Source organism: Bradyrhizobium sp. CCBAU 11434, assembly GCF_028128895.1.
In the GTDB taxonomy this organism is placed as follows: domain Bacteria; phylum Pseudomonadota; class Alphaproteobacteria; order Rhizobiales; family Xanthobacteraceae; genus Bradyrhizobium; species Bradyrhizobium zhengyangense.
Window position 1 is genome coordinate 190,448 of sequence record NZ_LBJX01000098.1, and the last position, 24,554, is coordinate 215,001.

Here is a 24,554-nt window from a genome sequence, read left to right on the forward strand (position 1 = left end):
AACGATGGCAGGAAGGCTAGCTCGGCAGGCCGCTGGAACGAAAGCCGGATTGCAGGCATAGTGCATGCCGGGGGACGGTGAGCCGCGGCGCTAGCAAGAACAGGCCGGAGGCCAGACGTCAGATGCGTTCCTTTTTCATTGCGTTCACTTCGCTATTGCTTTTGGGCGCGGGCACCGCGCAGGCCAAGGTCGACATTACCGTCGACAAGGACAATCAGCAGATGACGGTCGTGGTCGACGGCGTGACGCGCTACCACTGGCCGGTGTCGACAGGCATCCCCTCGCGCGAGACGCCGAACGGCTCCTTCCGCGCCTTCCGCATGGAAGAGGATCACTTCTCCAAGGAATTCGACGACGCGCCGATGCCGCACTCGATCTTCTTCACCAAGATCGGGCACGCCATCCACGGCACCGACTCGGTTGGACGATTGGGCACGCCCGCTTCGCATGGCTGCGTGCGGCTGTCGCGTCAGAACGCTTCGACGCTCTACGCACTGGTGCAGGAGCAAGGCGTGCTCAACACCACTGTGACTCTCACCGGATCTGCGCAGGTCGCGCTGGCCCGCAACCCGCGCGGCCGCGCCAACAATGCGGTGGCCCGCGCCCAGCAGCCGGCCGAAGAGCAGTACACCACCTCAGGCGATCCCGTCAGCCTGACGCCGCCGATGCAGCCTGCGCGGCGCTATGACGACAACTACATCTATCCCGCCGACGGCAGCGACACCGGTGCGCGCTATCCGGCGCCGCGCCCGATCTCCCGCCCCTATGGCACGCAGGTCTACCAGCAGCTGCCGCAACCACAACCGGGCTACGGCTACGATCCGGCCTATAGCCAGCAGCAGGGCTACTACTATCAGCAACAACAGCCGCGCCAGTATTACCAGCCGCGTAACTATTACTACCAGAACTGACGCTATTGTTTGAACGCGGCCTCGCCGCGTTCAACGATTGTCCGCGCAGCATCGACGAAGGCGCGCGCGACCGGCTCGAGGATGTCAGGTCCGGTCGCGCTGAGATCGTCCGCGGGCGTGTGGAAGGTTTGATGGCGGCCGGCCATGCCGAGGAAATTGGCGTAGCCAGCCGCATGGACGTCACGAAGCTCTCCGACCGCCTGCTTCTCCGTTACCAGGCGTTTGGCCGCAACCCCAGCAAAGGCCTCGTCCGTCAGCGCAACGGCTGACTTGCTGAGCACCAGATAGCGCTCCTCCTCCGGCGTGCTGGTACGCGCGCCTTCCGCCAAGCCATAGCACGCGTTCGACGAGCCGAAGTGAATCCAGGCCAGCGTCTCCTTCGGCGCGGGCGCACCGTCCTTCAGGAACAGCTCCATGCCGCCATGGCCGATCTCGTGGCCTGCGGTGGCGATGAAGACGAAATGCGCAGGCCATTTCTCCGCAGCCGCGGTGCGCGCCAGCGCCAGGAAATTGGCAATGCCGGGACCGCGCTCGCAGACACAAGTGTACCAGCCGGTCATCGGCGTGGAGACCACGATGGTCGGCCCACGGCCCATGCCGGTCTCGGCGATGACATTGCGCCCGGACACATTGCGCTCGTAATGACCTGAAACTTCGAACGTGACAGGCGCGGCTGATGCGAGCGCACGCTCGAATGTCGCACGCGCCTTGGCGCCGACCACCATCACCGGCACCGGCCAGGGTGTGTCCTCCTGCGCGACGTTGTAGGCGAAACGATCATCGGCGGGATTGCCTATCATCAGCAGAATCGCGGCGGGCTTCTTTGCTGCGGCCTCTGCGATCGCAGCACGATGGGCCGGACCAAGATAGGCGCCACGATCGAACGGCAGCTCGAGCCAAAGAATCTTGCCGGCAACATCGCCATCGCGCACGAGCGGCGCCGACAGATGGAAGCTGGCCTTGTCCTCCGGCGGCCACCAGAACGGCGTCGCCTCGACAGACGTGCCGGCCGCTTCAGCGCTGGCTTTTTCGACGGCATACTGCCGGCCCAGCACGACGGGCTGGAACTTGATCGCGTAGCCGGCTCCGGACAACTCGCCCGCAATCCAGTCGGCCGTCGCACGATCGCCGGATGAGCCGAAGCGGTGCAGACCGAAGGACGCATAGCGCGCCACATCGGCGTAGAGACTTGCGCCAGACAACACGTCCTTGGCCGCCGCCTGTCCAACCATCAGAGCCGCCGTCGTTGCAATGAAGATGATCCGCATGTGAGTAGCTCCGGATCTTTTTTGCAGACCAGTTTCGGCTTTCTTCGGCCGTCGTCAACCACCCTCGCCGACCAGCACGAATGGCGCCCACACGGCCGGATCGGCGTTACGCGGGGACGACCGATCCGCAATCAGGGCCTTCATCGACCGCCGCAACGCCTCGGCACGGCCGATGCCGGGATGCGCGGTGAGCTCGGAGAACGCGCCCGTGGTCAGACGCACCGCCGCATCGGAATCGACCGGCCAGTGCGAAACCAAGAGCGCCCGCGCGCCGGCATAGAAGAAGGCGCGCGCGAGACCCGACAGGCCTTCCGCGCCCGGCTTGTCGCCCGCGGCGGTGTTGCAGGCCGACAGCACCGCCCAGTCGGCATCGAGCTTGAGTTTTGCGACACGGCTCGCGGTGAGCAAACCGTCGTCATCGCCGGTTGGCCGGTCCGGCAGCGTCAGCACCAGCGCGGGCTCGCTGAGGCCGTTGACCTCACCTGCGACCAGCCCATGCGTGGCGAAATCGACGACACGGTATTGGTCCAGCGGCAGCTGGTTGACGTTGGTCACGGTCGCGGCTGCGCCGAGCTTGACGTCATCCTGCGGCGAGGCTCTGAGCGCCCTCGCCACGGCCTGGAGCTCGCCTGCGGTCTCCGGCAGCGCCGGCAGGCCGGTGCGCAGGCGGTCGAGATCAACGGCAGAGCCCTCATAATAATTCTTGTAAGGCTGCACGTTGCGTCCTGCGCGCTTGTCGCCGGGCGTGCTTTGGAACACCGGATCGCCAAAGCCGATGAACGGCTTTTGGGCACGCGAGTCCCTGGCAAAACTGCGCAGCGCGCGCAGGCTCGGCACCGAGGGCAGCACCGTAATGGCGTGATCGTTGAGCAGCCACGCGGCCCGCCGGTAGCGATCTGCGGATGCACCATCGGGCTTCTTTGTCACCAGCACGTGAAACGGCAGGCTGGTCAGCGCGCCCGCAGGGACGATCAGCAGTTTCGGCTTGCCGGCGATATCGGCGCCGATCGGGCCGAACAAGGCGTTGTAGAAATCGAACGACGCATCGAGGTCGAACGCGGATCTTGCCGCCTCGGGATCGCTGAGCCCCAGCCGCAGATGCGCGACGCGGTCGCTGATCTCGCGGCTGCCGAGGGTGATCCGGCGTAGCGCGCTCGCCTCGCGCGTCACCGCGAAAGCATAGGTCGTGTCAGCGAGCACGATGAACGCCACCAGCGCCTCGTCCGGCTTCAACAAGCCTTGCGTCTGCGCAAGCGACAGCGGCTGCGGATTGGACAGGTCGGCATAGGCCGGAAAGCTGCGATCAAGCTGCGCCGCGACGTCATCGAGCGACTTCTGCGTTTGCGACATTTGCGCACGCAGGCTCGCAATCAGCTGGTCGTTGCGCTTTCCATCTCCCCGCCCAAGCTCGGACGTCACGCGCTTGTCGAGCGTCTCGAGGCTCGCCTTCAGATCCTGCTGCCGCCGCACCAGCCCCGCGATCGCATCATTGCCGGCACCGAAGCGGGCCGCCATCTGCGCCAGCGCAGCGCCCGCCTTGGTCTCATGCGCGCGCTGCGCGGCACCGAAGGCTTCGTCCCTGGCTGCGGCGTCGGGCCTGCCGCCGGAGACACGCCAGACCGCATCGATCAGCCAGGGATCAAGCTCGGTGAAACGAGTGAATTGAACGGTCCTCTGCGCATTGAGCGCGGTCTCGGCGATCCGCAACCTTGCCAGCGCATCCTGCCATTTCCCGTCACGACGATCGACGTCGGCGAGGTTGATGAGCGTTGCGATGCTGTCGTGATGGTTCGGCCCGAGCTTGTTCTGGGCGATCGTCAGCGCGCGGTCGAGCCGGCCGCGAGCCTCAATTAGGTTGCCTGTCTGCAGGTCGAGCAGCGCGACGGCGCGCAGATCCTTGATCAGTTGCGGGTGCGCTTCGCCAAGCACGCGCTCGTCGATCTCGAGGCAGCGCACCAGATATGGCCTGGCTTCGTCGGTCTTGCCGGCCTCCATCAAGGCCTGTCCGAGTGAGCCCGCCGCCAGCGCGCTCGCGCCGCTGCCTTCGCCGAATTTGCGCTCCATCACCGCCAGCGAGCGGCGGTAGAGGTCGAGCGCCTGCTCGTTGCGGCCGAGGCTGGCATAGCTGTTGGCGAGATTATTGAGGGCGCGTCCGACATCGGGGCTATCGGGGCCAAAGGCCTTTTCATCGATTGCGAGCACGCGCTCCTGCAGGCCGGCGACGGCTTCGTTCTTGCCTTGCGCCGAATAGACGTTGGCAAGGTTGTTCAGCCCGATCGCCGTGGTGGGATGGTTCGCCCCGTAGATCCGCTCATAGGCCTGCAGCGTCTGCTGATAGAGCTTCTCGGCCTCGGTGTAGCGCGCCTCATGCTCCAGCACAGTCGCGAGATTGCCCATGGTGGCGGCAACGTTCGGATGCGCATCGCCGCTGCGCGCCCGCGCGATGGCCAACGCGCGCCGCATCGTGGCTTCAGCGTCGGACAACCGGCCGGCATCGAGATAGAGGTTGCCGAGATCGTTCAGCATCTTGTCGTAGTTCGGCGCAGCTTCTGCGTTGCCGCCAAAGCTGCGGTCGAGCAGATCAAGCCCCCGCTTCAACGTCCGCTCGCCGTCGTCGAAGTGCCCCTGCAGACCGTAGACATCGCCGAGATTATCCAGGGCGGAAGCAACATCGATCGGCGGCGCGTTGGCAGCCTGCAACCCCGCGAGCACGCGTTCGAAATAACCGGCCGCTTCCTTGTAGTTCTCCCTGTCGCGCGCCAATCCGCCGAGCGCGGCCAGCGTGTCCGAGAGACGGACGTCATTGGCGCCGAACGCGGTGGTGCCGAGCGCCAGCGCCCGTTCGGCCACCGTCGTCGCCTCGGCCCGCCGGTCGAGCATACCGAGCGATCCGACCAGGAGGTTGGAGGTACGTAGCGTCGAGGCAACGTCGTTGTTGCGAAGCTTGATGGCGAGCGCGGCATTGAGCTTGTCGACGGCCTCGCCGTAGCGCCCGAGATTGTGCAGGAACATGCCCTCGTTATGCAGCACGCCTGCATAATTGACGTTGTCGGCGCCCTGGCGGCGCCTCACGAGGTTTTCCAGCTTCTGCGCGGCAGCCAGCCCCTCGGCCCAGCGCCCTCCTTGCGTCGCCGCGTTCATCTGCGCGAGGAGCGCATCGAAGTCATTGGCGCGCTGGGCGGAAGCTGGTCCGCAAGCCAGGACCGCGAGGAAGAATGCGACGAACAAGGGGGCGCGTCTCATGTGAAAATCCCGTCACGCGCATCGAATGGCAATCCTGAGAGGATAAGGGCGCCGGCGCCCCCTGTCGACCACGGGACTGGACGAATGCAGCGAAGATTTCATATGCTTTTTCTTTTCACTTGCGCTGTGAGCTCTGATGCCGTCACGTGTTGCGACAATTCTGACCGTGCTTTCGGTTCTCACCACAGGACAAGCCATGACTGGCAAGGCGATGGCGTTCGATCTCGAGGCGCATCGCGGTGGACGGGCGCTGCTGCCGGAAAACACCCTGCCAGCCTTCGCCAACGCACTCACGATGGGCGTGGACACGCTCGAGCTCGACGTCGGCGTGACCTCGGACGGCGAGGTGGTCGTGTCGCATGAGCGCGGCCTCAATCCCGATCTCGCGCGGGATGCGAACGGCGCTTATGTCGCGGCACCGGGCACGCCCTTCGTCAAGCTGCGGTTCACCGATGTCAGAACTTACGATGTCGGCCGGATCCGGCCGGACAGCGCCTACGCCAAGCAGTTTCCCGACCAGCGTGCCGTGCCGGGGACGCGCATTCCCACACTGAAGGAGCTATTCGCGCTGGTGCGCAAATCCGGCAACGAACGCGTGCGCTTCAATATCGAGACCAAGATCGATCCGGATCATCCCGATGAATCGCTGGGGCCGCAGGCCTTCGTCACGAAGCTGCTCGGCGTGATCGAGGACGAGAAATTCTTCGACCGCGTCATGATCCAGTCGTTCGACTGGCGGACGCTGCTGCTCGTTCAGCAGCAGGCCCCGAAAATTCCAACCGTGTACCTGACGCTGCAGCGCGGCTCGGCACCGACGAACGCCCTCGACAAGGCCACCAGCTGGACCGCCGGCTTCAACCCGGCCGATCACGGCGGCTCGCTGCCGCGCACCATCAAGGCCGCGGGCGGTGCGGTGTGGTCGCCCTATTTCGGTGACGTAACCGCGGCGCTCGTCACGGAGGCCCATACGCTGGGATTGCGCGTCGTGGTCTGGACCGTCAACAAGCCAGACGACATGGCCCGGATGATCGAGTTCGGCGTCGACGGCATCATCTCCGACAGGCCGGACCTGCTGAGGCAGATCGCCGGCGAGAAGGGCATCGCGCTGCCGGCTGGGACGCCGGTCCAGCCGTAAAGCGCGATGAGATTTGGCTGAATCGTCGTCGCGCTTTAGCTCTTTGTTTGAGCATGATCTTTCGGAAAACCGCTTCACACTTTTCTGGATCATGCTCTAGCAAGCGAGCTACTGCTCCCCGTACCGCAAGCGCCGGTACAGCGCGCCGAGGATGTTGGAATAGTCGTCGGTCCAGACCCGCACCTTCTCGTCGGGGTCGGTCTCCTCCCACTGCTTGGAGGACGCCAGCTTGCCGACGTCTTCGGCCTCGCGCGCGGAGATGACGACGTCGGTCGAGAAGATGTAATCGGCATCGCGGCCCGAATCCTCGTCATAGACCCAGCTCTTGAGATCGTTGGCGTCGGCGATCCCCACCACGACGGGCTCGAGATCGAGATGCCGGTTGGAGACGTGCATCACCACGGCGCCGTGCGGGGTGAGCTTGTCCTTGTAGATCTTCATCGCCTCTTCGGTTGCGAGATGAATCGGGATCGCATCCGACGAATAGGCGTCGACGATGATGAGGTCGTAGATGCCGTCGGGCTCTCTTGCGAAGGTGAGGCGCGCGTCGCCAATCACCGGCTTCAGGTTCGGCAGGCAGCTCGAGATGTAGCGAAAATTCTTCGGGTCGCGCGCAGCATCCACCATGGACTGGTCGATCTCGAAGAATTTCCAGTCCTCGCCGGGCTCGGCGGCGCAGGCAAGCGTGCCCGATCCGACACCGATAGCCGCGACCTTCAACGGCGCACCCTTGCGCTCGCGGATCGCGGTGATGGCCTGACCGATGCCACCGTCCTTGTGATAGTAGGTGATCGGCTCGGGTCGGCCGGTGACCGGCGTGCCGTCATTGTTGCGGAAGCGCTCAGCACCGTGAATCGTGGTGCCGTGCATCAGCACATGGAAATAGCCGCCTGGCGTCTCCACGATCTTGTGCACGCCGAAGAAGCTGCGAACCGTCGTGACGCGGCCTTCGTCGGCCGGATAGATCCGCGTCAAGGCCAGCGCCAGCGCGACGGTGGCAAAGATCTTCCAGCGGCCGGCATTGAGCGCGAGCGCCAGCAGCGCTGCAAGCACGCCGACGGCGCCGGCGACCCAGACGCGCTGATCCTCGAACCAGGTCGTGAGTCCGCCCGTCGTGTAGGACGGTACAATCAGCGCGACCGCGAGCACGGCCAGTGCCAGCCAGTACCATCTCACGATGCCCGCAAGACGCTCGTTCGCCGACGGCCGGCACAGCGCGGCAAGCGCGACCAGGATCGGGTATTCGGCGATCCATGAGAAGGTGAAGGGCGCGACGAGACCGGCGAACAGGCCGCCGACCATGCCGCCGAACGACAGCGCGACATAGAAGCCGGTCAGGTACTTTGCGGCCGGCCGCGTCCGCGCCAATTCGCCGTGGCAAGCCATGGCGATGATGAAGAAGCAGAGTTGATGGCCGCCGAGCGTCAGCAGCAAATTCTGCTCGCCGCCAAAGGCCAGCAGGATGACGACGCCCGCGATCGCGACAGGCTGGAGCATCAGCATCCATTTGTGCGGCAACAGCGGCCGCGACTGGAACACCACCACCCAGGTCAGGAGATACAGCGACAGCGGCAGCACCCATAGCAGTGGCGCCGCCGCGACGTCGGTGGAGATATGCGCTGTGACCGCGATGAGCAGGCCTGACGGCACCGCGGCGAGGAAGATCCAGCGCAGCCGCGTCGCAATGCCTGGCGCCGGCGCATTCGCCTCTTCGGTCCGCACATCGGCCAATGCAACCTTCGGCGAGCGAAGCAGCAGAACTCCGCAAGCGGCGATCAGCAGAATGAGAAGGCCATAGCCGCCGGTCCAGAGCCGGTTCTGCGCATGCAACGTGAACATCGGCTCCAGCAGAAAGGGATAGGACAGCAGCGCAAGGAAGCTGCCGATATTCGAGGACGCATAGAGGAAGTACGGATCGCGGCCATCAGGGTGGCCCGTGCGGACGAACCAGGCCTGGAGCAGTGGGTTGTTGGCAGCGAGCGCGAAGAACGGCAAGCCGATCGACATTACGAACAGGCCGAGCAGCCAGAATGCGTAGCCCGACGCCGGCGGCTCGCCATAGGCGCTGGCGATGCCAAGCGGGAGCGTGACGAAAGCCGCGATCAGCAGCAGCAGATGCACCACGACCGGAACCACGCGGCTTTTGACCTGCATCAGCAGATGCGCGTAGGCATAACCCGCCAGCAGCAACGACTGGAAAAACACCATCGCCACGGACCACACCGCCGGCGAGCCGCCGAGCCGCGGCAGCACCATTTTCGTGAACAGCGGCTGCACCGAAAACAGCAGGAGCGCGCTGACGAAGATCGCGGCGGTATAGACCGTCAGCAGCAGCCGGTTGCGCGAGGCGGACGGCTGCTCCGTGGCGGCGGGTTGCACGATCGAATCCATGGGAGCTCCGGCTTTCCCCCGGCGGGCGCCGGGCGCGCGCAATGGAGCACACCGCGCCTGAACGGGCAATAAAGGGTGTCGTGATGTTGCAGCGAGGAATGCTTGATATAGAGATGTCATTCCGGGGCGCCTCGAAGAGGCGAACCCGGAATCTCGAGATTCCGGGCAGGTCCTTCGGACCATCCCGGAATAACAGCGGAACACCAGAACTCCTCATGACCGAAACCGACGTCGTCATCATCGGCGCTGGCCATAATGGCCTCACCTGCGCGGCCTATCTCGCGATGGCGGGCTTGCGCGTGCATGTTGTCGAGCGCCGCAAGGTGGTCGGCGGGGCCGCGGTCACGGAGGAGTTTCATCCAGGCTTTCGCAACTCGGTCGCGGCCTACACGGTGAGCCTGCTCAATCCGCAGGTGATCCGCGACCTCGGACTTACAGAGCAAGGCCTGTGCGTGGTCGAGCGGCGTGCGCAGAACTTTCTGCCGGCGCCCGGTGGCGCCTATCTCCTCACTGGCGAGGGCCGGACGAGAGCGTCGGTCGCGCGGCTCAGCGCGCGCGATGCCGATGCGCTCGACGGCTTTTCGCGCGAGCTCGAGGACATTGCCGACGTGCTGCGACAGTTCGTGCTGCGCGCGCCGCCGAACCTGCTCGACAGTTTTGGCATTGGCGCGATCCGCGAGGCCGCGAATGCGCTCGCGACGGCAAACATCCTGCGCGGCCTGACGCTTGAGCAGAGCCGCAGCCTGCTCGATCTCTTCACCCGCTCTGCCGGCGAGATGCTGGACGAACGGTTCGAGCACGATCTGGTCAAGGCGCTGTTCGGCTTCGATGCCATTGTTGGCAATTATGCCAGCCCTTACGCCGCCGGCTCGGCCTATGTGATGCTGCATCACGCCTTCGGCGAGGTGAACGGCAAGAAGGGCGTGTGGGGCCACGCCATTGGCGGCATGGGTGCGATCACGCAGGCGATGGCGCGCGCGGCACGCGGGCGCGGCGTCACGATCGACCTTGATGCCGGCGTGCGCGAGGTGATCGTCGAGCGCGACCGCGCCGTCGGCGTGGTGCTGGAGAACGGCAAAACCATTCGCGCGAAATATGTCGCGGCCAACGTCAATCCAAAGCTGCTCTATACGCGGCTCATCTCCACCGACGCCCTGCCCGCAGATTTTCTCGCCCGCATCCGCCACTGGAAGAACGGCTCCGGCACCTTCCGCATGAACGTGGCGCTGGACCGCCTGCCCTCCTTCACGGCATTGCCCGGCAGCGGCGACCACCTCACCTCCGGCATCATTCTGGCCCCTGATCTCGGCTACATGGACCGCGCCTATCTCGATGCGCGGGTGCAGGGCTGGAGCAAACAGCCGATCGTCGAGATGCTGATCCCCTCGACGCTCGACGACACGCTCGCGCCTGCGGGGCAACATGTCGCGAGCCTGTTCTGCCAGCACGTCGCGCCGGAGTTGCCCGACGGCAAGTCCTGGGACGACCATCGCGAGGAGGTCGCCGATCTCATGGTCGCGACGGTGGACAGTTACGCGCCGGGCTTTGCCGCAAGCGTGCTCGGCCGCCAGATACTCTCCCCGCTCGATCTGGAACGGCAATTCGGCCTGTTAGGGGGCGATATCTTTCATGGCGCGCTGACGCTCAACCAGCTGTTCTCGGCGCGTCCGATGCTGGGTCATGCCGATTATCGCGGACCGCTGAAGGGCCTCTATCATTGTGGCTCGGGCGCTCATCCCGGCGGCGGCGTCACCGGCGCCCCCGGCCACAATGCGGCACAGACGATCTTGCGAGATCACCGCAGCCTGTTCGCAAGCCGTGGATAGGCCTGTGGATGGGCTGTGGACGGGCCTGTTGGCAGCTCTGTTGGCAAAGCTGTGATGAAGCGGTGGGATCCTCCCGCTACCGCCGGGTGCAACCAGGTATCAAGCTGTGGAGAAGGGACTGGATCGACGGCGGACAAGCCGGTGGAAGGCTGCACAATTGCGAGTGGATAAGCTGTGGGCACAGGCGATGTCAGCCTCGCTTGCCCAAAAACGACATCGCCCACCGGGGGGCAACTCCCCGGCGGGCGGTCGTCGAAAAAGCCGTCTATGAAGAAAATTGCCCCGCCGGGAAATGGGAGGCAGAAATCACTTCAAGGAGGTGCTAATCGAACCGAACTTGTCGTTCATCGTGGTGCCCAGGCTGTTCACCACAGTGATGATCGCCAGCGCGATACCGGCCGCGATCAGGCCGTATTCGATCGCAGTCGCGCCGGATTCATCGGACCAGAACTTCGAAATCATATGCTTCAAGACTCGCCTCCATTTCCATTCCGAGCGGTGTTGGTTGGAACATCAGGAAATCTACGGAGGACAACCTACGGTCCAGTTAACCTGGGAACCGCAAGTTATGCGGAAAATTGGGAACAAAAGTTCCCCAAATTGAATTCAACGGAACCCTTGCATGCAGCCCCTGCCCACCCATCGCGCCAGCTTTTCGATCGGCAACGAGGCGGCTGCCAAGCGTGTCGTCGATGTGCTCACGGAGGTATTTTTCGACGGCGATGCCGCGGTCGCCGCTTTCGAGCGGCCGGACGGACAATGGGACGTCACGCTGCATTTCGCCGAGGCGCCGGATCAGGAATTGCTGCGCGAACTCGTTGCAACTTCAGCAGGAAATGACATCGCCGCCACGCTTGCCTTCGACACGGTCGAGGCCAAGGACTGGGTCAAGGCGAGCCTGGCGGACCTCGTGCCGGTGCCGGCCGGACGCTTCGTCGTCCATGGCAGTCACGACCGCGACCGTGTGGCGCCAAACAAGCTCGCCATCGAGATCGAGGCTGCGCTCGCCTTCGGCACCGGACACCATGGGACCACGCGCGGCTGTTTACTTCTGCTTGACCATGTCCTGAAACATGCGCGGCCGAAGCGCGTGCTCGACCTCGGCACCGGGACCGGCGTGCTGGGGATCGCGGTTGCCAAGGCGCTGCATCAGGCGGTGCTGGCCTCAGACATCGACCCGCCCTCGGTACGGGTTGCAGCCGAGAACGCGGCCCTGAACGAAACAGGTCAATATTTGCGGGTGATCCGCGCCACAGGCTTTGCCGCGCCGGACTTTGCCAAAGGCGGTCCGTTCGACCTGGTACTGGCCAACATCCTGGCCAATCCGCTGCGGCAATTGGCGGGCCCGATGGCCCGGCATCTTGCGCCCGGCGCTCGCGTCATCCTCTCCGGCCTGCTGACTCACCAGGCCCCCGCCGTGATCGCCGCCTATCGCGCCCGCGGCCTGGTGCCGCTGCGGCATCTGCGGATCGAGGGGTGGAGCAGCCTGTTGCTAAGGAAGGTGGGGTGAGCGAGGTGCGCTCCCTCGCCCCGCTTGCGGGAAGAGGGTTGGGGTGAGGGGGAGTCTCCACGGGGACGGTGAGAGTTGAACTCGCGGAGATTCCCCCTCACCCGATCGCTTCGCGATCGACCTCTCCTCGCAAGCGGGGCGAGGTGGAAAAAGAGCGCCCTACTCCGCCGGCTTCTCGTCCTGGCTCGTCGCGCGCTCGCCCTGCAGCGCCCGCCTTGCCCGACGTTCGGCGAAACGGTCCATCACCTGGCTGATGAGGCCGCGCGGCTTCTTCGGTGTCGTTGCAGCCGGCGCGCGGCGCACCGGCGGCGAAATCTTCTCAAAGGTGAACGCTGGCATCGTGTGTCCCCTCGCCGTTGAGATGAACCACTTGCTCGAACTTCCCTGTTATCCGGACGAAGCGCAACAGCCGCATCCATTACTCCACTCAATTCGAATGGGATATTTTCAAGCACAGTCCATGCCAGATGAGGGGGCAATTGCGTCTACATTGCGGACTGATCCCCATGATCCTAAACTGAGCCATGTTCGAAGCACACTTCCAGACATTCGAGGAGCCCGAGGCCGGCGTCGCATTGACGGCGCGCCTCGCTGCGCTTCGCGAAGAACTCGCCCGCCGCAAGCTGACCGGCTTCGTCGTTCCGCGCGCCGATCAGCAGCAGAATGAGTATGTGGCGCCCTCCGAAGAGCGGCTCGCCTGGCTGACCGGCTTCACCGGTTCAGCGGGGCTTGCCGTGGTGCTGGCCCAGGAAGCCGCCTTGTTCGTCGACGGCCGCTACACGATCCAGGCGGCCAAGCAGGTCGACGCCAAGGCATGGGGGGTGGAATCGCTGATCGATCCCCCACCGGAGAGCTGGGTCTCGGCGCATCTCAAATCGGGCGATCGCCTAGGATTTGATCCGTGGCTGCACACTTTTGCGGCAGCCGAGCGCCTTTCCGCCGCTTGCACCAAGGTCGGTGCCGAGCTGGTCGCGGTCGACAGCAATCCCATCGACGCGGTCTGGCAGGACCGGCCGCAGCCGCCGATCGCACCGGTCGCGATCCACGGCCTGCAATATGCCGGCGTTGCCGAGGCCGAGAAGGTGGCGCAGATCAAGAACCAGATCGAGAAGCTGGGCGCCGATGCGCTGGTGCTGTCGGACAGCCACGCGGTCGCCTGGACCTTCAACATCCGCGGCGCCGACGTCGCGCATACGCCGCTGCCGCTGTCCTACGCGCTGGTGCCGAAGGTCGGCCGTCCCACCGTGTTCATCGACAACCGCAAGCTCTCCAATTTGACGCGTGACCATCTCGAGCAATCGGCCGACGTGCGCGAGCCCGATGCGCTGGCGCCGACGCTGATGGCGCTGGCCAAGAGCGGCGCTGCGATCGCACTCGACGGCGCCACCGCGGCCGACGCGCTGAGCCGCTTGATCGCCGATGGCGGCGGCAAGCCGCTGCGCGGCAGCGATCCGATCGCGCTGCTGAAGGCCGTCAAGAACGCGACCGAGATCAAGGGGACGCAGACGGCGCACCGCCGTGACGCCATCGCACTTGCGCGCTTCCTCGCCTTCATCGATCGCGAGGCGGGAAGCGGCAAGCTCACCGAGATCGACGCGGTGGAGGCGCTGGAGACGTTCCGCCGCGACACCGGCGCGTTGAGGGACGTGTCGTTCCCGACCATCTCAGGCACCGGCCCGAATGGCGCCATCGTGCATTACCGCGTCACCCGCAAGAGCAACCGGCGGATCGTGCCCGGCGATCTGCTGCTGATCGATTCCGGCGCACAATATGAAGACGGCACCACCGACGTCACCCGCACCATGGCGATCGGCGAGCCGACGGACGAGATGCGCGACCGCTTCACGCGCGTGCTGCGCGGCCATATCGCGATCGCGCGCGCGGTGTTCCCCGACGGCACCACGGGCGCGCAGCTCGACACGCTGGCGCGGCAATATCTCTGGGCCGCCGGAATCGATTTCGAGCACGGCACCGGCCACGGCGTCGGCAGTTATCTCAGCGTGCACGAAGGCCCGGCGCGGATCTCGAAGCTCGGCACCACGCCACTGAAGCGCGGCATGATCCTCTCCAACGAGCCCGGCTACTACAAGACCGACGGCTTCGGCATCCGCATCGAGAACCTCGAGCTGGTGGTCGCGGCCGACATCAAGGGCGCCGAGAAAGCGATGAACGCGTTCGAGACGCTGACGCTCGCGCCGATCGACCGCCGGCTGATCGATGCCGCGATGCTCAGCCGCGACGAGCTCGCCTGGCTTAATGCCTACCACGCGCGCGTCCGTGCTGAAGTGGGGCCGGCGCTGGATGGGGCGACCAAGGCCTGGCTCGATCAGGCTACGGCGGAGCTGAAGCCGTAGGCGCATAGCACCACGCGATTTGTGCAAGGCTCTTTCCCCACGATAACTGTCATGCCCCGCGAAGGCGGGGCATCCAGTATTCCAGAGACAGCAAACGTATGCGGAGAAGCCGCGGCGTACTGGATTCCCCGCTTTCGCGCGGAATGACACCGTCATTGTGGCGCGAGCACGCGCCCAATTCCTCATCATTGCGCTGTTATCGCGACCGTCCCAAAATCCGTATAGCCGCATTCCGAAACGCCGATATCCGTCCTGTGCGACCACGCTACAGTCCGATTCGACTTCGAAAGACGGACACGCATGCACGGCATGATCAGCAGGACGCCGGAGACGGCGAATAAGAACATCGCGACCTCGCGCGTGGTGTTGCTGTTGCTGGTCGTCATGACCGGGATCGCGCCGATCTCGCTCTACATCCTGGTTCCGGCCCTGCCCGTGCTGGCGACCACGTTCGGCCGGGACATCTCGATCGCGCAGATGACGGTGTCGCTGTACATGGTCGGCATCGCGCTGTCGCAGCTCACCATGGGGCCGCTGTCGGACAAGTTCGGCCGTCGTCCGGTGCTGCTTGGCGGCCTTGCGCTGATGGTCGCGGCGAGCGTCGCCTGCATCTTCGCCGAGACCTTGCCGCAGCTGATCGCGGCGCGCTTCTTCCAGGCCCTCGGCGGCGCCTCGGGCATGGTGATCAGCCGCGCCATCATCCGCGACATCTATGAGCGCGAGCGCGTCGCCTCCATGATCAGCCTCGTGGTCGCAGCCCTGATGATCGGCCAGATGGTCTCGCCGCTGACCGGCGGCCTGATCGAGACCGCGTTCGGCTGGCGCGCGATCTTCTACGCCGTCACGTTCGGCGCGGTCGCCGTTGCCGTCGGCATCGCAATCGCGCTGCCGGAGACGCGGCGCGATCGCGCGGCCGGCAGCGGTGGCTTTCGCAGCGACGTCGGCAGCCTGATCAAGAGCCGCGCCTTCATCGGCTATGTGATGTGCCAGGTGCTGGCGTCGCAAATCATCTTCACCTTCGCAGGCGGCGGTCCCTACATCGTGGTGACGCAGATGGGCCGGACCAGCGCCGAATATGGCGCGTGGTTCGCGACGACCGGCTTTGCGTATCTCGTCGGCAATCTGCTCTGCGTGCGCTTTGCACCGCGGCACTCGCTGGAGAAGCTGATCTGGTTTGGCCTGGCGCTGCAACTCTGCGGCAGCCTGCTGAACCTGCTCTGGAGCTTCATCGGCTGGAACGAGGCCCCAAGCTGGCTGTTCGGCACGCAGATGATCGTGATGGTCGGCAACGCCTTCGTGATGGCCAATTCCGCCGCCGGCGCCATCAGCATCCGCCCCGAGGCCGCCGGCACTGCGTCGGGCGCCATGGGCTTCCTCCAGCAAGGCATCGGCGCGCTGATGTCGCAATCCGGCGCCTATCTCGGCGGCCATTCCGCAACGACGCTGCCGCTGACCTCGGCCGTCCTTGCAATCTCGCTGCTCTGCGCCTGCATGATGGCCTTCGTCGTGCCGCGCCGCGAGATCGTGGTGAGCGAGGAAATGATCGAACAGGCAGAGGAGGAAGAGACGGGGATGATGTGAGGCGCGGCGCGTCCTATCCCCGTCATTGCGAGCGCAGCGAAGCAATCCAGACTGTCACTGTGGAAAGATTCTGGATTGCTTCGTCGCAAGAGCTCTTCGCAATGACGAGGAGAGACCTTCACTCCCCGATCAGCGTCAGCCACTCATCCTCGGTCAGCACCTTGACGCCGTGCTTGTTGGCGTCCGCGAGCTTCGAGCCTGCGCCGGGGCCGGCGACGACGAGGTCCGTCTTCTTGGACACCGAGCCGGAGACCTTCGCGCCAAGCCGCTCCGCGGTGGCCTTGGCCTCATCCCGCGTCATCTTCTCAAGCGAGCCCGTGAACACGACGGTCTTGCCAGCGACCGCCGAGTTGCTCTTCGGCTTTTCGGCGTCGACGATCTCGACCTCCTTGGTCAGCCGCTCGACGATGCCGCGATTATGGTTCTCGCCGAAATAATCGGCGATGCTCTTGATCACGGTGTCGCCGATCTGGTCGAGCGCGTCCATCTCCGCCATCGCCTCCTCGTCGCCCTTGGCGACCTTGAGGCAGGCGTCGTGGAAGGCATCCCAGGAGCCGTAGCCACGCGCCAGCGCGAGCGCGGTGGTTTCGCCGACATGGCGCATGCCGAGCGCATAAACGAAGCGCTCCAGCGCGATTCTGCGCCGGCTCTCGATGGCGCCGAACAGGTTGCGCACCGAGGTCGCGCCGTAGCCCTCGATCTCCTCGAGCTTCAGCTTCGCATTGCGCTTCTCCAGCGTGAAGATGTCAGCGGGCTCCTTGACCCATCCCTCGTCGAAGAAATACTGAAGCTGCTTCTCCCCCAAACCGTCGATGTCGAAGGCGCGTCGCGACACGAACAGTTTTAGGTGCTCGATCTTCTGATAGGGGCAGGCGAACTCGCCACTGCAGCGGGCGCGAGACTCTTCTTCGCCGGCAGCCGTTTCTCCGCGCACGACGTCGGTGTGCAGCGGACACGGGCACTTCTTCGGGAAAGAGAATTCCTTGGCGCTCTTCGGCCGCTTGTCGAGCACGACATCGACGATCTGCGGAATCACGTCGCCGGCGCGCTGAATCACGACGGTATCGCCGATCCTGATGTCGCGCCCCTCGCGCAGCACCTCGCCCTTGTTGCCGATACCCTTGATGTAGTCCTCGTTGTGCAACGTGACGTTCTGCACGATCACCCCGCCGACGCCGACCGGCTCGAGCTTGCCGACCGGCGTGAACGAGCCGGTGCGGCCGACCTGGATCTCGATGTCGCGCAGCACCGTCATGGCGCGCTCCGCCGGGAATTTATGCGCGATGCCCCAGCGCGGCGTGCGCGAGACAAAGCCGAGCCGCTCCTGCCAGTCGATGCGATCGACCTTGTAGACGACGCCGTCGATGTCGTAGTCGAGCTCGGCGCGCTCTTCCTCGATGCTCTGGTGGAACGCGATCAGCTCCTCAACGGAGTGACACAGCTTGGTCAGCGGATTGGTCTTGAAGCCGCAGCGCTCGAACCAGTGGATCATGCCGGTCTGCGTCCCCTCCGGCATCGCGCTCATCTCGCCCCAGGCATAGGCGAAGAATCCGAGTGGCCGCGAGGCGGTGATGCCGGGGTCCTTCTGCCGCAAGGAGCCCGCGGCCGAATTACGCGGATTGGCGAAGATGGTGTCTCCCGCTGCCTTCTGCCGCTCATTGAGCGCGAGGAAGGCCTTCTTGGTCATGTAGACCTCGCCACGCACCTCGCAGATGTCAGGGACGTTGCGGCCCTTCAGCTTCTGCGGCACGTCTTCGAGCGTGCGGATGTTGGCGGTGACGTCCTCGCCCTCTGCGCCGTCGCCACGCGTCGCAGCGGTGACGAGCTCGCCGCCCTCGTAGCGCAGCGACATCGACAGGCCGTCGATCTTCGGTTCGGCGGAGAAATTGATCTTGTCGTCATCGAGCTTCAGAAAGCGCACGATACGTCCGACGAAGTCGCGCACGTCCTCGTCAGCGAAGGCATTGTCGAGCGACAGCATCGGAACGGAGTGCCGCACCTTCTTGAAACGTCCCGATGGCGCAGCGCCGATCCTCTGGGAGGGCGAGTCCGCGCTGACGAATTCCGGAAAGCGTTTTTCGATCGCGTTGAAGCGCTGACGTAACGCATCGTACTCCGCGTCGGTCACGGTCGGCGCGTCGTCCTGATAATAGCGCTTGTCGTGCTGTTCGAGTTCGAGCGTCAGGCGCATGTGCTCGACCTTGGCCTGCGCCTTGGTGAGATCGGCGACGTCGCGAAGCGGTTTTGTTTTTGCTGCTCTGGCCATGGTGCTTGGATACGACGGAGCGGGCGGGGCGGTAAAGGCGGGTTAGTCTCTTTGTTCCCCGGATGCAGCGCAACGCGCCGCGTCCGGGATACACAACTAAGCCGTCGCCGCCTTGAGCAGCCGGTCCGCGGCCGCCCGCGCCTCGGCCGTGATCTCGGCGCCGGCGAGCATGCGGGCGATTTCCTCGCGGCGGTGGTCGGCGGCGAGCGCGTTGACGCGGGTGGCGACGCGCTTGCCCTTGTCCAGCGCATCCTTGGAGATGAGCAGATGCTGGTCGGCGCGGGCGGCGACCTGGGGAGCGTGGGTCACGGCCATCACCTGCACCTTGCCGGCGAGCCGTGCCAGCCGCGCGCCGATCGCATCCGCGACCGCGCCGCCCACGCCGGTGTCGATTTCATCGAACACGAGGGTCGGCGCCGAGCCGCGGTCGGACAGCACGACCTTGAGCGCCAGAAGGAAGCGCGAGAGCTCGCCGCCGGAGGCGACCTTCATCATCGGACCCGGCTTGGTGCCTGGATTGGTCTGCACCCAGAACTCGACGCGATCGAAGCCTTGCGGCCCCGGCGTCGCTTCGTCTGATGTGACCTGGGTGATGAATTTCGCGCGTTCGAGCTTGAGCGGCGCGAGCTCGGCGTTGACCGCCTTGTTGAGCTTCTCGGCCGATTTCTGCCGGGCCGCGGAGAGCTTTTTCGCTGCCGCCGCAAAGCGTGCGTCAGCCTCGATCGCGGCCTGCTCCAGCTTCTTCAGGCGCGAGGCGCCGGCATCGATCAGCACGACGTCGGCGGCATATTTGGCGGCGAGCGCGGCGAGGCCATCGACCGGCGTCGAATATTTGCGCGAGGCGGCGCGCAGAGCGAACAACCGCTCTTCGATGCGTTCGAGCTCGGCCGGGTCGAAATCGGTTGCGGCGAGCGCGGCCAGGAGATGCTGGTCGGCCTCCTCCAACGCATTGATCGCGACGTCGATCGCCTTCACCGCGGGCTCGACCAGCGCCGGCGAATTGACGCCGCGGCGCTCGAGTCGGCGCACGGCGGCCGACAGCGCCGCAACCGGCGAGTTGTGGCCACCGACCACCTCCTGCGCCTCGCGCAGATCGGAGGCGATCTTCTCGCCCTGCATCATGGTGGTGCGGCGATGGGCGAGCGAGGTCTCCTCGCCGTCCGTCGGCGCGAGCTGCTTCAGTTCGCCCGAGGCATGGCGCAGATAGTCGGCCTCGCGCGCGGCACGCTCCATGCTGGCGCGATGCTCTTCCAGTTCGGTGTTGGCGGTTCGGCGCGCGTCCCAGAGCGCTTCGACGCCAGCGACGTCCTTTTCGAGGCCGGCAAAGGCATCGAGCAGGAGGCGATGGGTGGCGGCATCGACCAGCGCGCGCTCGTCATGCTGGCCATGGATCTCGACCAGCGCGGCGCCGACCGCCCTCAGCGTCTGCACGCTGATCGCCTGGTCGTTGATGAAGGCGCGGGTGCGACCATCCGCGAGCTGCACGCGGCGCAGAATCATCTCGCCGGTATCGTCGAGCCCGTTCTCGGCCAGGATCTTCGTTGCGGGGTGATTCTTCGGGATATCGAAGACGGCAGTCACCTGCCCCTGCTCCGCGCCATGGCGCACGAGGCCCGCGTCACCGCGGCCGCCGAGGGCCAACGCAAAGGCATCGAGCAGGATGGATTTGCCTGCACCGGTCTCGCCGGTCAAAACCGCAAGTCCGGTGGCGAATTCGATATCGAGCCGTTCGATCAGGACGATGTCACGGATCGACAGACGCGCCAGCATGGAACCAGATTTCCTAGCCGAGACTTAGAGGCCTATCTTCTTGAAGGTCTGGCTGATCCAGGACCCCTGATTCTCGCTCGGCTCGAGACCGCCGGATTTTACAAGATTATAGGCGTCCTTGTACCAGCGGCTGTCAGGAAAATTGTGGCCGAGCACGGCGGCGGCAGTCTGGGCCTCGCCGACGATACCGATCGACATATAGGCCTCGGTGAGGCGGTAGAGCGCCTCCTCGACGTGACGCGTGGTCTGGTACTGCGTCACTACGGCCTTGTAGCGGTTGATCGCGGCCGTGTAGTCGCGCTTCTGCATATAGTAGCGACCGACCGACATTTCCTTGCCGGCGAGCTGGTCGCGTGCCCCCTCGATCTTGGCCTTGGCGGAGGTCGCATATTCGGAGTTCGGATATTTGCGCACCACCTCTTCCAGCGAGGCGATCGCCTTTTCGGTGCGGCCCTGGTCACGGTTGATGTCCGGGATCTGGTCGTAATGCGAGGCGGCGATCAGATATTGCGCGTAAGCGGCGTCCGGGCTGCCGGGATGCAGGGTGACGTAGCGGGTCGCAGCGCCGATGCAGCTGTCATAGTCGCCGCCCTGGTAGGATGCGTAGGCCGACATCAGCAGCGATTTGCGCGCCCAGTCGGAATAAGGATGCTGGCGGTCGACCTCCTCGAACTTCTTGTTCGCCGCCTTCATGTCCTTCTTTTCGTTCATGAGGTACAAGCCCTCATTGTAGATCTTGTCGGCAGGCTCCTCGACGAAGGTGTCGTCCTTGTTCATGAACTTGTCCCAGAGCGCGCCGGTGCCGCAACCGGCCAGCGGCAATGCGAGCAGGACGAGTGTCGCGACCTGAAGCAGCCCACGGGCTCGCGGTGAGACCAAGAGATATCCGCGCGTCATACGCTGTGCCGACATGAATTTAAGACCTGACGCCCTGTGATGCGGTGCCCGCCAGCCCATGATCCCCGTCATGGGCGCGAAATGTGTCCGTGGCGCCTGCCATGCGACCACGTCGGTGTAACCGGAAAACGATCGTTAACCCATCGGATAGGCAGGCATTCCGCCCGGATTAAGGCGAAAGCGCCGCAATCCTAGCCGATCATGGTTACCAGGAGTTTCCCGGAGAAATCCCCGCTTAGCCGTCTGCCGCAACTGCCCTTCAGGACACGTCCGGACCGTAGGCCGCGGCGATCCGGCCGCCAACAATACCGCTGCCGACCTCGACCACGGGACGAGTGGTGCGGCGGGCTGCCTCACCCTCGACCACCCGCCAGGCGGTACGGTCGGCGAGCAATGCAGTCAGGACGGCGTGGTTGAGCTTGTGGCCGCCACGCACAGAGCGATAGGCGCCGAGCAGCGGCAGGCCGGCCAGCGCAAGATCGCCGATCACGTCCAGCACCTTGTGGCGGGCGCATTCGTCGGCGTAGCGCAGGCCCTCGGTGTTGAGCAGCCGCTCCTCGTCGAACACGACGGTATTTTCGAAGGAGGCACCGAGCGCGTAGCCCGCGCTCCAGAGCCTGGCGACATCGCCCATCAGACCGAAGGTCCGGGCGCGGCCGACCTCGCGGCGGAAGCGCTCGGGGCTCACGTCGAAGCCATAGCTCTGCTGGCCGATGACGGGATTGGTGAAGTCGATTTCGACCTCGGCACGGAAGCCGTTGGCGTAGGGCCTGAGCTCGCCGAAGGAGTCGCCCATCTTGACCGAAACAGGCTTCAAAACCTGAATGAACCGGCGCTGCGCCGGCTGGGTCACGACGCCAGCCTGATCGATCGCTGCGATGAAAGCCGCGGCGCTGCCGTCCATGATCGGCACTTCGGGACCATCGACTTCGATGATGGCGTTGTCGACACCCATACCTCGCAGCGCAGCAAGCACATGCTCGGCAGTGGAGATGAGCGGACCATTGCGATCACCGAGGACAGTCGCGAGATCGGTTGCCACCACCTGCTCGGCGGTCGCCTGGATCTCGCGGTCACTTCCCTCAAGCCCGGTGCGGACAAAAATAAAACCCGCATCGACAGGTGCAGGTCCAAGCGTAAGGGTGACGGGAAGACCGGAATGAACGCCGACGCCGGCCACGGTGGCTTGCGCACGAAGCGTTGTTTGCCGGCTAAATTTCATCAGGAACCCGCCCCACTACGACCCACTGCGACTTATACTCAACTCGACTGATCGATTGAGATCGACCGTTCGAATCTCCGTATCCCCAAGTCACGGCAAACCATAGTCACTGCCTCAAAGAGCGCCAACTCACGCTTTTTTACCGATTGTTACCCCAAACCCGCCGTATTCGCGCCAAGGCTTAACCAAATTGCACCTGGGTTTGGGGCCGTTATTGGCAGCTTTACTGAAACACCCAACAGGTAATTAATGATTTAAAATCAGTTGCTTGAACGTGCAATCCGGATATGCACGGGGAATAGGAAAAGGCCCCGGCGAGCATCCCGCCGGGGCCTTTTTGCGTCTGCCTTATTGTAACAATTCTCAGGTCGCCTGCCGCCGCAGGAAGGCCGGGATATCAAGATGGTCGTCTCCCTGTGGCGCCGGCGCAACAGGTGCCGGGCGGCCATGGGCGTCGAGTCCCTGCGGCGCGGGCCGGCGGGCATACTCCGAGACCGGCTCGTTGGCAGCGATCTGCTGCGCTACCGACCGCTGCGGCTTGCGCTCGGGCAGCGCCGGCATGGCGGGGCCAGCGGTGCGGGCTGCGATCGGCGCCTCGGTTTCCTCGTCGCGACGGCCGAGGCCGACATTGGCGAGGCGCTGGAGCAGCGACAGGCGGGTCTTCTGGGGAGTCTCTTCTTCCACCTCGCCACGAGCCTGACGAAGCTCGGCCTGGGCCGGCATCGGCAGCTCGTCGAGGCGCGGCATCCGGGGCGCGCGAGCCGGGGCGCGCTCGGCCTGCGGCGGGATGAAGGTTTCCGGCGTCATCGGCTCCTGGATGGCAAGCGGGGCCTGCTCAGGCTCCGGAAACAGCGTGGGCTTCTGCGCGATCGGACGCACGGTGACGTCGCCGTAAGTCTGCGGCGCGGGCGGGACTTCGGAAACGGCCGCTGCGATGGCGGCGAGCGCAGCACGCTCGACATTGGGACGGGCGGCGGGCGCAGCCGCGACCGGTGCGGCGGCCGGGATCTGCGCCTCCATCTTCTGGGCACGCTCGGCCAGGCGCTGATTGTCGGCGCGCAGGCGCGCGGTCAGGTCGGCGAGACGGCTCTCGGCGGCAGCGGCCGGAGCCGCGGGAGCCTGCTGCACCTGCTGCGGCGCGGCGTTCGCGACCGGAGCCGAGGTCGCCTGGCTGTTGCGGGCGATCGCGGCCTGCTCGATGCCGGTGGCAACGACCGAGACGCGGATCAGGCCGTCGAGCGCTTCGTCGAAGGTCGCGCCGACGATGATGTTGGCGTCCTGGTCGACTTCCTCGCGGATGCGGGTCGCGGCTTCGTCGACCTCGAACAGGGTCAGGTCCTTGCCGCCGGTGATCGAGATCAGGAGGCCCTTGGCACCCTTCATCGACGAATCATCGATCAGCGGATTGGCGATCGCGGCTTCCGCGGCGGTCAGCGCGCGCTTGTCGCCGGAGGCCTCGCCGGTGCCCATCATCGCCTTGCCCATCTCGCGCATGACGGCGCGGACGTCGGCGAAGTCGAGGTTGATCAGGCCTTCCTTGACCATCAGATCGGTGATGCAGGCGACGCCCGAGTAGAGCACCTGGTCGGCCATCGCGAAGGCGTCGGCGAAGGTGGTCTTCTCGTTGGCGACCCGGAACAGGTTCTGGTTCGGGATGATCAGCAGCGTGTCGACGACCTTGTGCAGCTCGTTGATGCCGGCTTCCGCGGTGCGCATGCGGCGGCCGCCCTCGAAGTGGAACGGCTTGGTCACGACGCCGACGGTGAGGATGCCCATGTCGCGCGCGGTCTTGGCGATGACGGGAGCTGCGCCGGTGCCGGTGCCGCCGCCCATGCCGGCGGTGACGAACACCATGTTGGCGCCAGAGAGATGGTCGCGCAGCTCGTCGATCACTTCTTCAGCAGCCGCCGCGCCGACGTTCGGCTGCGAACCCGCGCCGAGCCCTTGCGTCACCGCGGTGCCCATCTGCACGATGCGCTGTGCCTTCGACATCGTCAGCGCCTGCGCGTCGGTGTTGGCGACCACGAAGTCGACGCCCTGAAGGCCCGCCGTGATCATGTTGTTGACGGCGTTGCCACCGGCGCCGCCGACGCCGAACACGGTGATGCGGGGCTTCAACTCGTGAATATCAGGAACGTTGATGCTGATGGTCATGTTTGCCTCTCGATCACGCGCGCGTG

General features: G+C 65.1%; 16 protein-coding genes. 6 read left to right on the forward strand and 10 right to left on the reverse strand.

What is annotated here, in order from left to right; all coding sequences use genetic code 11:
• The first annotated feature begins 122 nt into the window (after nucleotides 1-122).
• A complete protein-coding gene (locus XI06_RS30255; RefSeq protein WP_237890541.1) occupies nucleotides 123-911 on the forward strand; it encodes a L,D-transpeptidase in 789 nt (262 codons plus the stop codon).
• A gap of 2 nt (nucleotides 912-913) precedes the next feature.
• On the opposite strand, the gene XI06_RS30260 is transcribed toward XI06_RS30255, so the two are convergent.
• Nucleotides 914-2,179 carry a hypothetical protein gene (locus XI06_RS30260; protein WP_237866174.1) on the reverse strand — a complete coding sequence of 422 codons (1,266 nt, stop codon included), beginning with the start codon at nucleotides 2,177-2,179 and terminating at the stop codon, nucleotides 914-916.
• A gap of 54 nt (nucleotides 2,180-2,233) precedes the next feature.
• Nucleotides 2,234-5,422, reverse strand: coding sequence for a CHAT domain-containing tetratricopeptide repeat protein (locus tag XI06_RS30265; RefSeq protein ID WP_271607121.1), 3,189 nt, complete (start codon nucleotides 5,420-5,422; stop codon nucleotides 2,234-2,236).
• 136 nt (nucleotides 5,423-5,558) lie between these two features.
• Between XI06_RS30265 and XI06_RS30270 the strand changes: the two genes are divergently transcribed.
• Nucleotides 5,559-6,557, forward strand: a complete 999-nt coding sequence (locus XI06_RS30270; protein ID WP_237866176.1) for a glycerophosphodiester phosphodiesterase — start codon at nucleotides 5,559-5,561, stop codon at nucleotides 6,555-6,557.
• A 108-nt stretch (nucleotides 6,558-6,665) separates the two neighbouring features.
• Here the strand turns inward: XI06_RS30270 and XI06_RS30275 are convergent, their stop codons facing one another.
• The gene (locus XI06_RS30275) at nucleotides 6,666-8,948 is read right to left on the reverse strand and encodes a spermidine synthase (protein ID WP_271607122.1); all 2,283 of its coding nucleotides are present in this window, start codon (nucleotides 8,946-8,948) and stop codon (nucleotides 6,666-6,668) included.
• Nucleotides 8,949-9,163: 215 nt separating this feature from the next.
• Between XI06_RS30275 and XI06_RS30280 the strand changes: the two genes are divergently transcribed.
• On the forward strand, nucleotides 9,164-10,774 hold the full coding sequence (locus XI06_RS30280) for a phytoene desaturase family protein (RefSeq protein WP_237871316.1): 1,611 nt from the start codon (nucleotides 9,164-9,166) through the stop codon (nucleotides 10,772-10,774).
• Nucleotides 10,775-11,080: 306 nt separating this feature from the next.
• Here XI06_RS30280 and XI06_RS30285 read toward each other — a convergent pair whose 3' ends face one another.
• The gene (locus XI06_RS30285) at nucleotides 11,081-11,236 is read right to left on the reverse strand and encodes a Flp family type IVb pilin (RefSeq protein WP_377802943.1); all 156 of its coding nucleotides are present in this window, start codon (nucleotides 11,234-11,236) and stop codon (nucleotides 11,081-11,083) included.
• Nucleotides 11,237-11,396: 160 nt separating this feature from the next.
• On the opposite strand from XI06_RS30285, the gene XI06_RS30290 reads away from it, so the two are divergent.
• A complete protein-coding gene (locus XI06_RS30290) occupies nucleotides 11,397-12,284 on the forward strand; it encodes a 50S ribosomal protein L11 methyltransferase (RefSeq protein ID WP_237890533.1) in 888 nt (295 codons plus the stop codon).
• 159 nt (nucleotides 12,285-12,443) lie between these two features.
• On the opposite strand, the gene XI06_RS30295 is transcribed toward XI06_RS30290, so the two are convergent.
• The gene (locus XI06_RS30295; protein WP_237866181.1) at nucleotides 12,444-12,623 is read right to left on the reverse strand and encodes a hypothetical protein; all 180 of its coding nucleotides are present in this window, start codon (nucleotides 12,621-12,623) and stop codon (nucleotides 12,444-12,446) included.
• Between the two features lie 185 nt (nucleotides 12,624-12,808).
• Here XI06_RS30295 and XI06_RS30300 point away from each other — a divergent pair, with 185 nt between their 5' ends.
• Complete coding sequence (locus XI06_RS30300; protein WP_271607123.1) at nucleotides 12,809-14,638, forward strand: aminopeptidase P family protein; 1,830 nt, start codon at nucleotides 12,809-12,811, stop codon at nucleotides 14,636-14,638.
• A gap of 300 nt (nucleotides 14,639-14,938) precedes the next feature.
• The gene (locus XI06_RS30305; RefSeq protein WP_271607124.1) at nucleotides 14,939-16,219 is read left to right on the forward strand and encodes a multidrug effflux MFS transporter; all 1,281 of its coding nucleotides are present in this window, start codon (nucleotides 14,939-14,941) and stop codon (nucleotides 16,217-16,219) included.
• 118 nt (nucleotides 16,220-16,337) lie between these two features.
• On the opposite strand, the gene ligA is transcribed toward XI06_RS30305, so the two are convergent.
• The 5 genes from ligA to ftsZ form a co-directional block, all read right to left on the reverse strand.
• Complete coding sequence (gene ligA, locus XI06_RS30310; protein ID WP_271607125.1) at nucleotides 16,338-18,485, reverse strand: NAD-dependent DNA ligase LigA; 2,148 nt, start codon at nucleotides 18,483-18,485, stop codon at nucleotides 16,338-16,340.
• 96 nt (nucleotides 18,486-18,581) lie between these two features.
• Nucleotides 18,582-20,255, reverse strand: coding sequence for a DNA repair protein RecN (gene recN / locus XI06_RS30315; RefSeq protein WP_271607126.1), 1,674 nt, complete (start codon nucleotides 20,253-20,255; stop codon nucleotides 18,582-18,584).
• Nucleotides 20,256-20,279: 24 nt separating this feature from the next.
• On the reverse strand, nucleotides 20,280-21,167 hold the full coding sequence (locus tag XI06_RS30320; protein WP_237865935.1) for an outer membrane protein assembly factor BamD: 888 nt from the start codon (nucleotides 21,165-21,167) through the stop codon (nucleotides 20,280-20,282).
• Between the two features lie 244 nt (nucleotides 21,168-21,411).
• On the reverse strand, nucleotides 21,412-22,374 hold the full coding sequence (gene lpxC / locus XI06_RS30325) for a UDP-3-O-acyl-N-acetylglucosamine deacetylase (RefSeq protein WP_237865934.1): 963 nt from the start codon (nucleotides 22,372-22,374) through the stop codon (nucleotides 21,412-21,414).
• A 363-nt stretch (nucleotides 22,375-22,737) separates the two neighbouring features.
• Nucleotides 22,738-24,528, reverse strand: a complete 1,791-nt coding sequence (gene ftsZ / locus XI06_RS30330; protein ID WP_271607127.1) for a cell division protein FtsZ — start codon at nucleotides 24,526-24,528, stop codon at nucleotides 22,738-22,740.
• Between the last annotated feature and the right edge of the window lie 26 nt (nucleotides 24,529-24,554).

Coding starts and splice junctions, on each gene's coding strand:
- XI06_RS30255 (WP_237890541.1), top strand. CDS start 123: ATGCGTTCCTTTTTCATTGCGTTCACTTCGCTATTGCTTTTGGGCGCG.
- XI06_RS30260 (WP_237866174.1), bottom strand. CDS start 2,179: ATGCGGATCATCTTCATTGCAACGACGGCGGCTCTGATGGTTGGACAG.
- XI06_RS30265 (WP_271607121.1), bottom strand. CDS start 5,422: ATGAGACGCGCCCCCTTGTTCGTCGCATTCTTCCTCGCGGTCCTGGCT.
- XI06_RS30270 (WP_237866176.1), top strand. CDS start 5,559: ATGCCGTCACGTGTTGCGACAATTCTGACCGTGCTTTCGGTTCTCACC.
- XI06_RS30275 (WP_271607122.1), bottom strand. CDS start 8,948: ATGGATTCGATCGTGCAACCCGCCGCCACGGAGCAGCCGTCCGCCTCG.
- XI06_RS30280 (WP_237871316.1), top strand. CDS start 9,164: ATGACCGAAACCGACGTCGTCATCATCGGCGCTGGCCATAATGGCCTC.
- XI06_RS30285 (WP_377802943.1), bottom strand. CDS start 11,236: ATGATTTCGAAGTTCTGGTCCGATGAATCCGGCGCGACTGCGATCGAA.
- XI06_RS30290 (WP_237890533.1), top strand. CDS start 11,397: ATGCAGCCCCTGCCCACCCATCGCGCCAGCTTTTCGATCGGCAACGAG.
- XI06_RS30295 (WP_237866181.1), bottom strand. CDS start 12,623: ATGCCAGCGTTCACCTTTGAGAAGATTTCGCCGCCGGTGCGCCGCGCG.
- XI06_RS30300 (WP_271607123.1), top strand. CDS start 12,809: ATGTTCGAAGCACACTTCCAGACATTCGAGGAGCCCGAGGCCGGCGTC.
- XI06_RS30305 (WP_271607124.1), top strand. CDS start 14,939: ATGCACGGCATGATCAGCAGGACGCCGGAGACGGCGAATAAGAACATC.
- ligA (WP_271607125.1), bottom strand. CDS start 18,485: ATGGCCAGAGCAGCAAAAACAAAACCGCTTCGCGACGTCGCCGATCTC.
- recN (WP_271607126.1), bottom strand. CDS start 20,255: ATGCTGGCGCGTCTGTCGATCCGTGACATCGTCCTGATCGAACGGCTC.
- XI06_RS30320 (WP_237865935.1), bottom strand. CDS start 21,167: ATGTCGGCACAGCGTATGACGCGCGGATATCTCTTGGTCTCACCGCGA.
- lpxC (WP_237865934.1), bottom strand. CDS start 22,374: ATGAAATTTAGCCGGCAAACAACGCTTCGTGCGCAAGCCACCGTGGCC.
- ftsZ (WP_271607127.1), bottom strand. CDS start 24,528: ATGACCATCAGCATCAACGTTCCTGATATTCACGAGTTGAAGCCCCGC.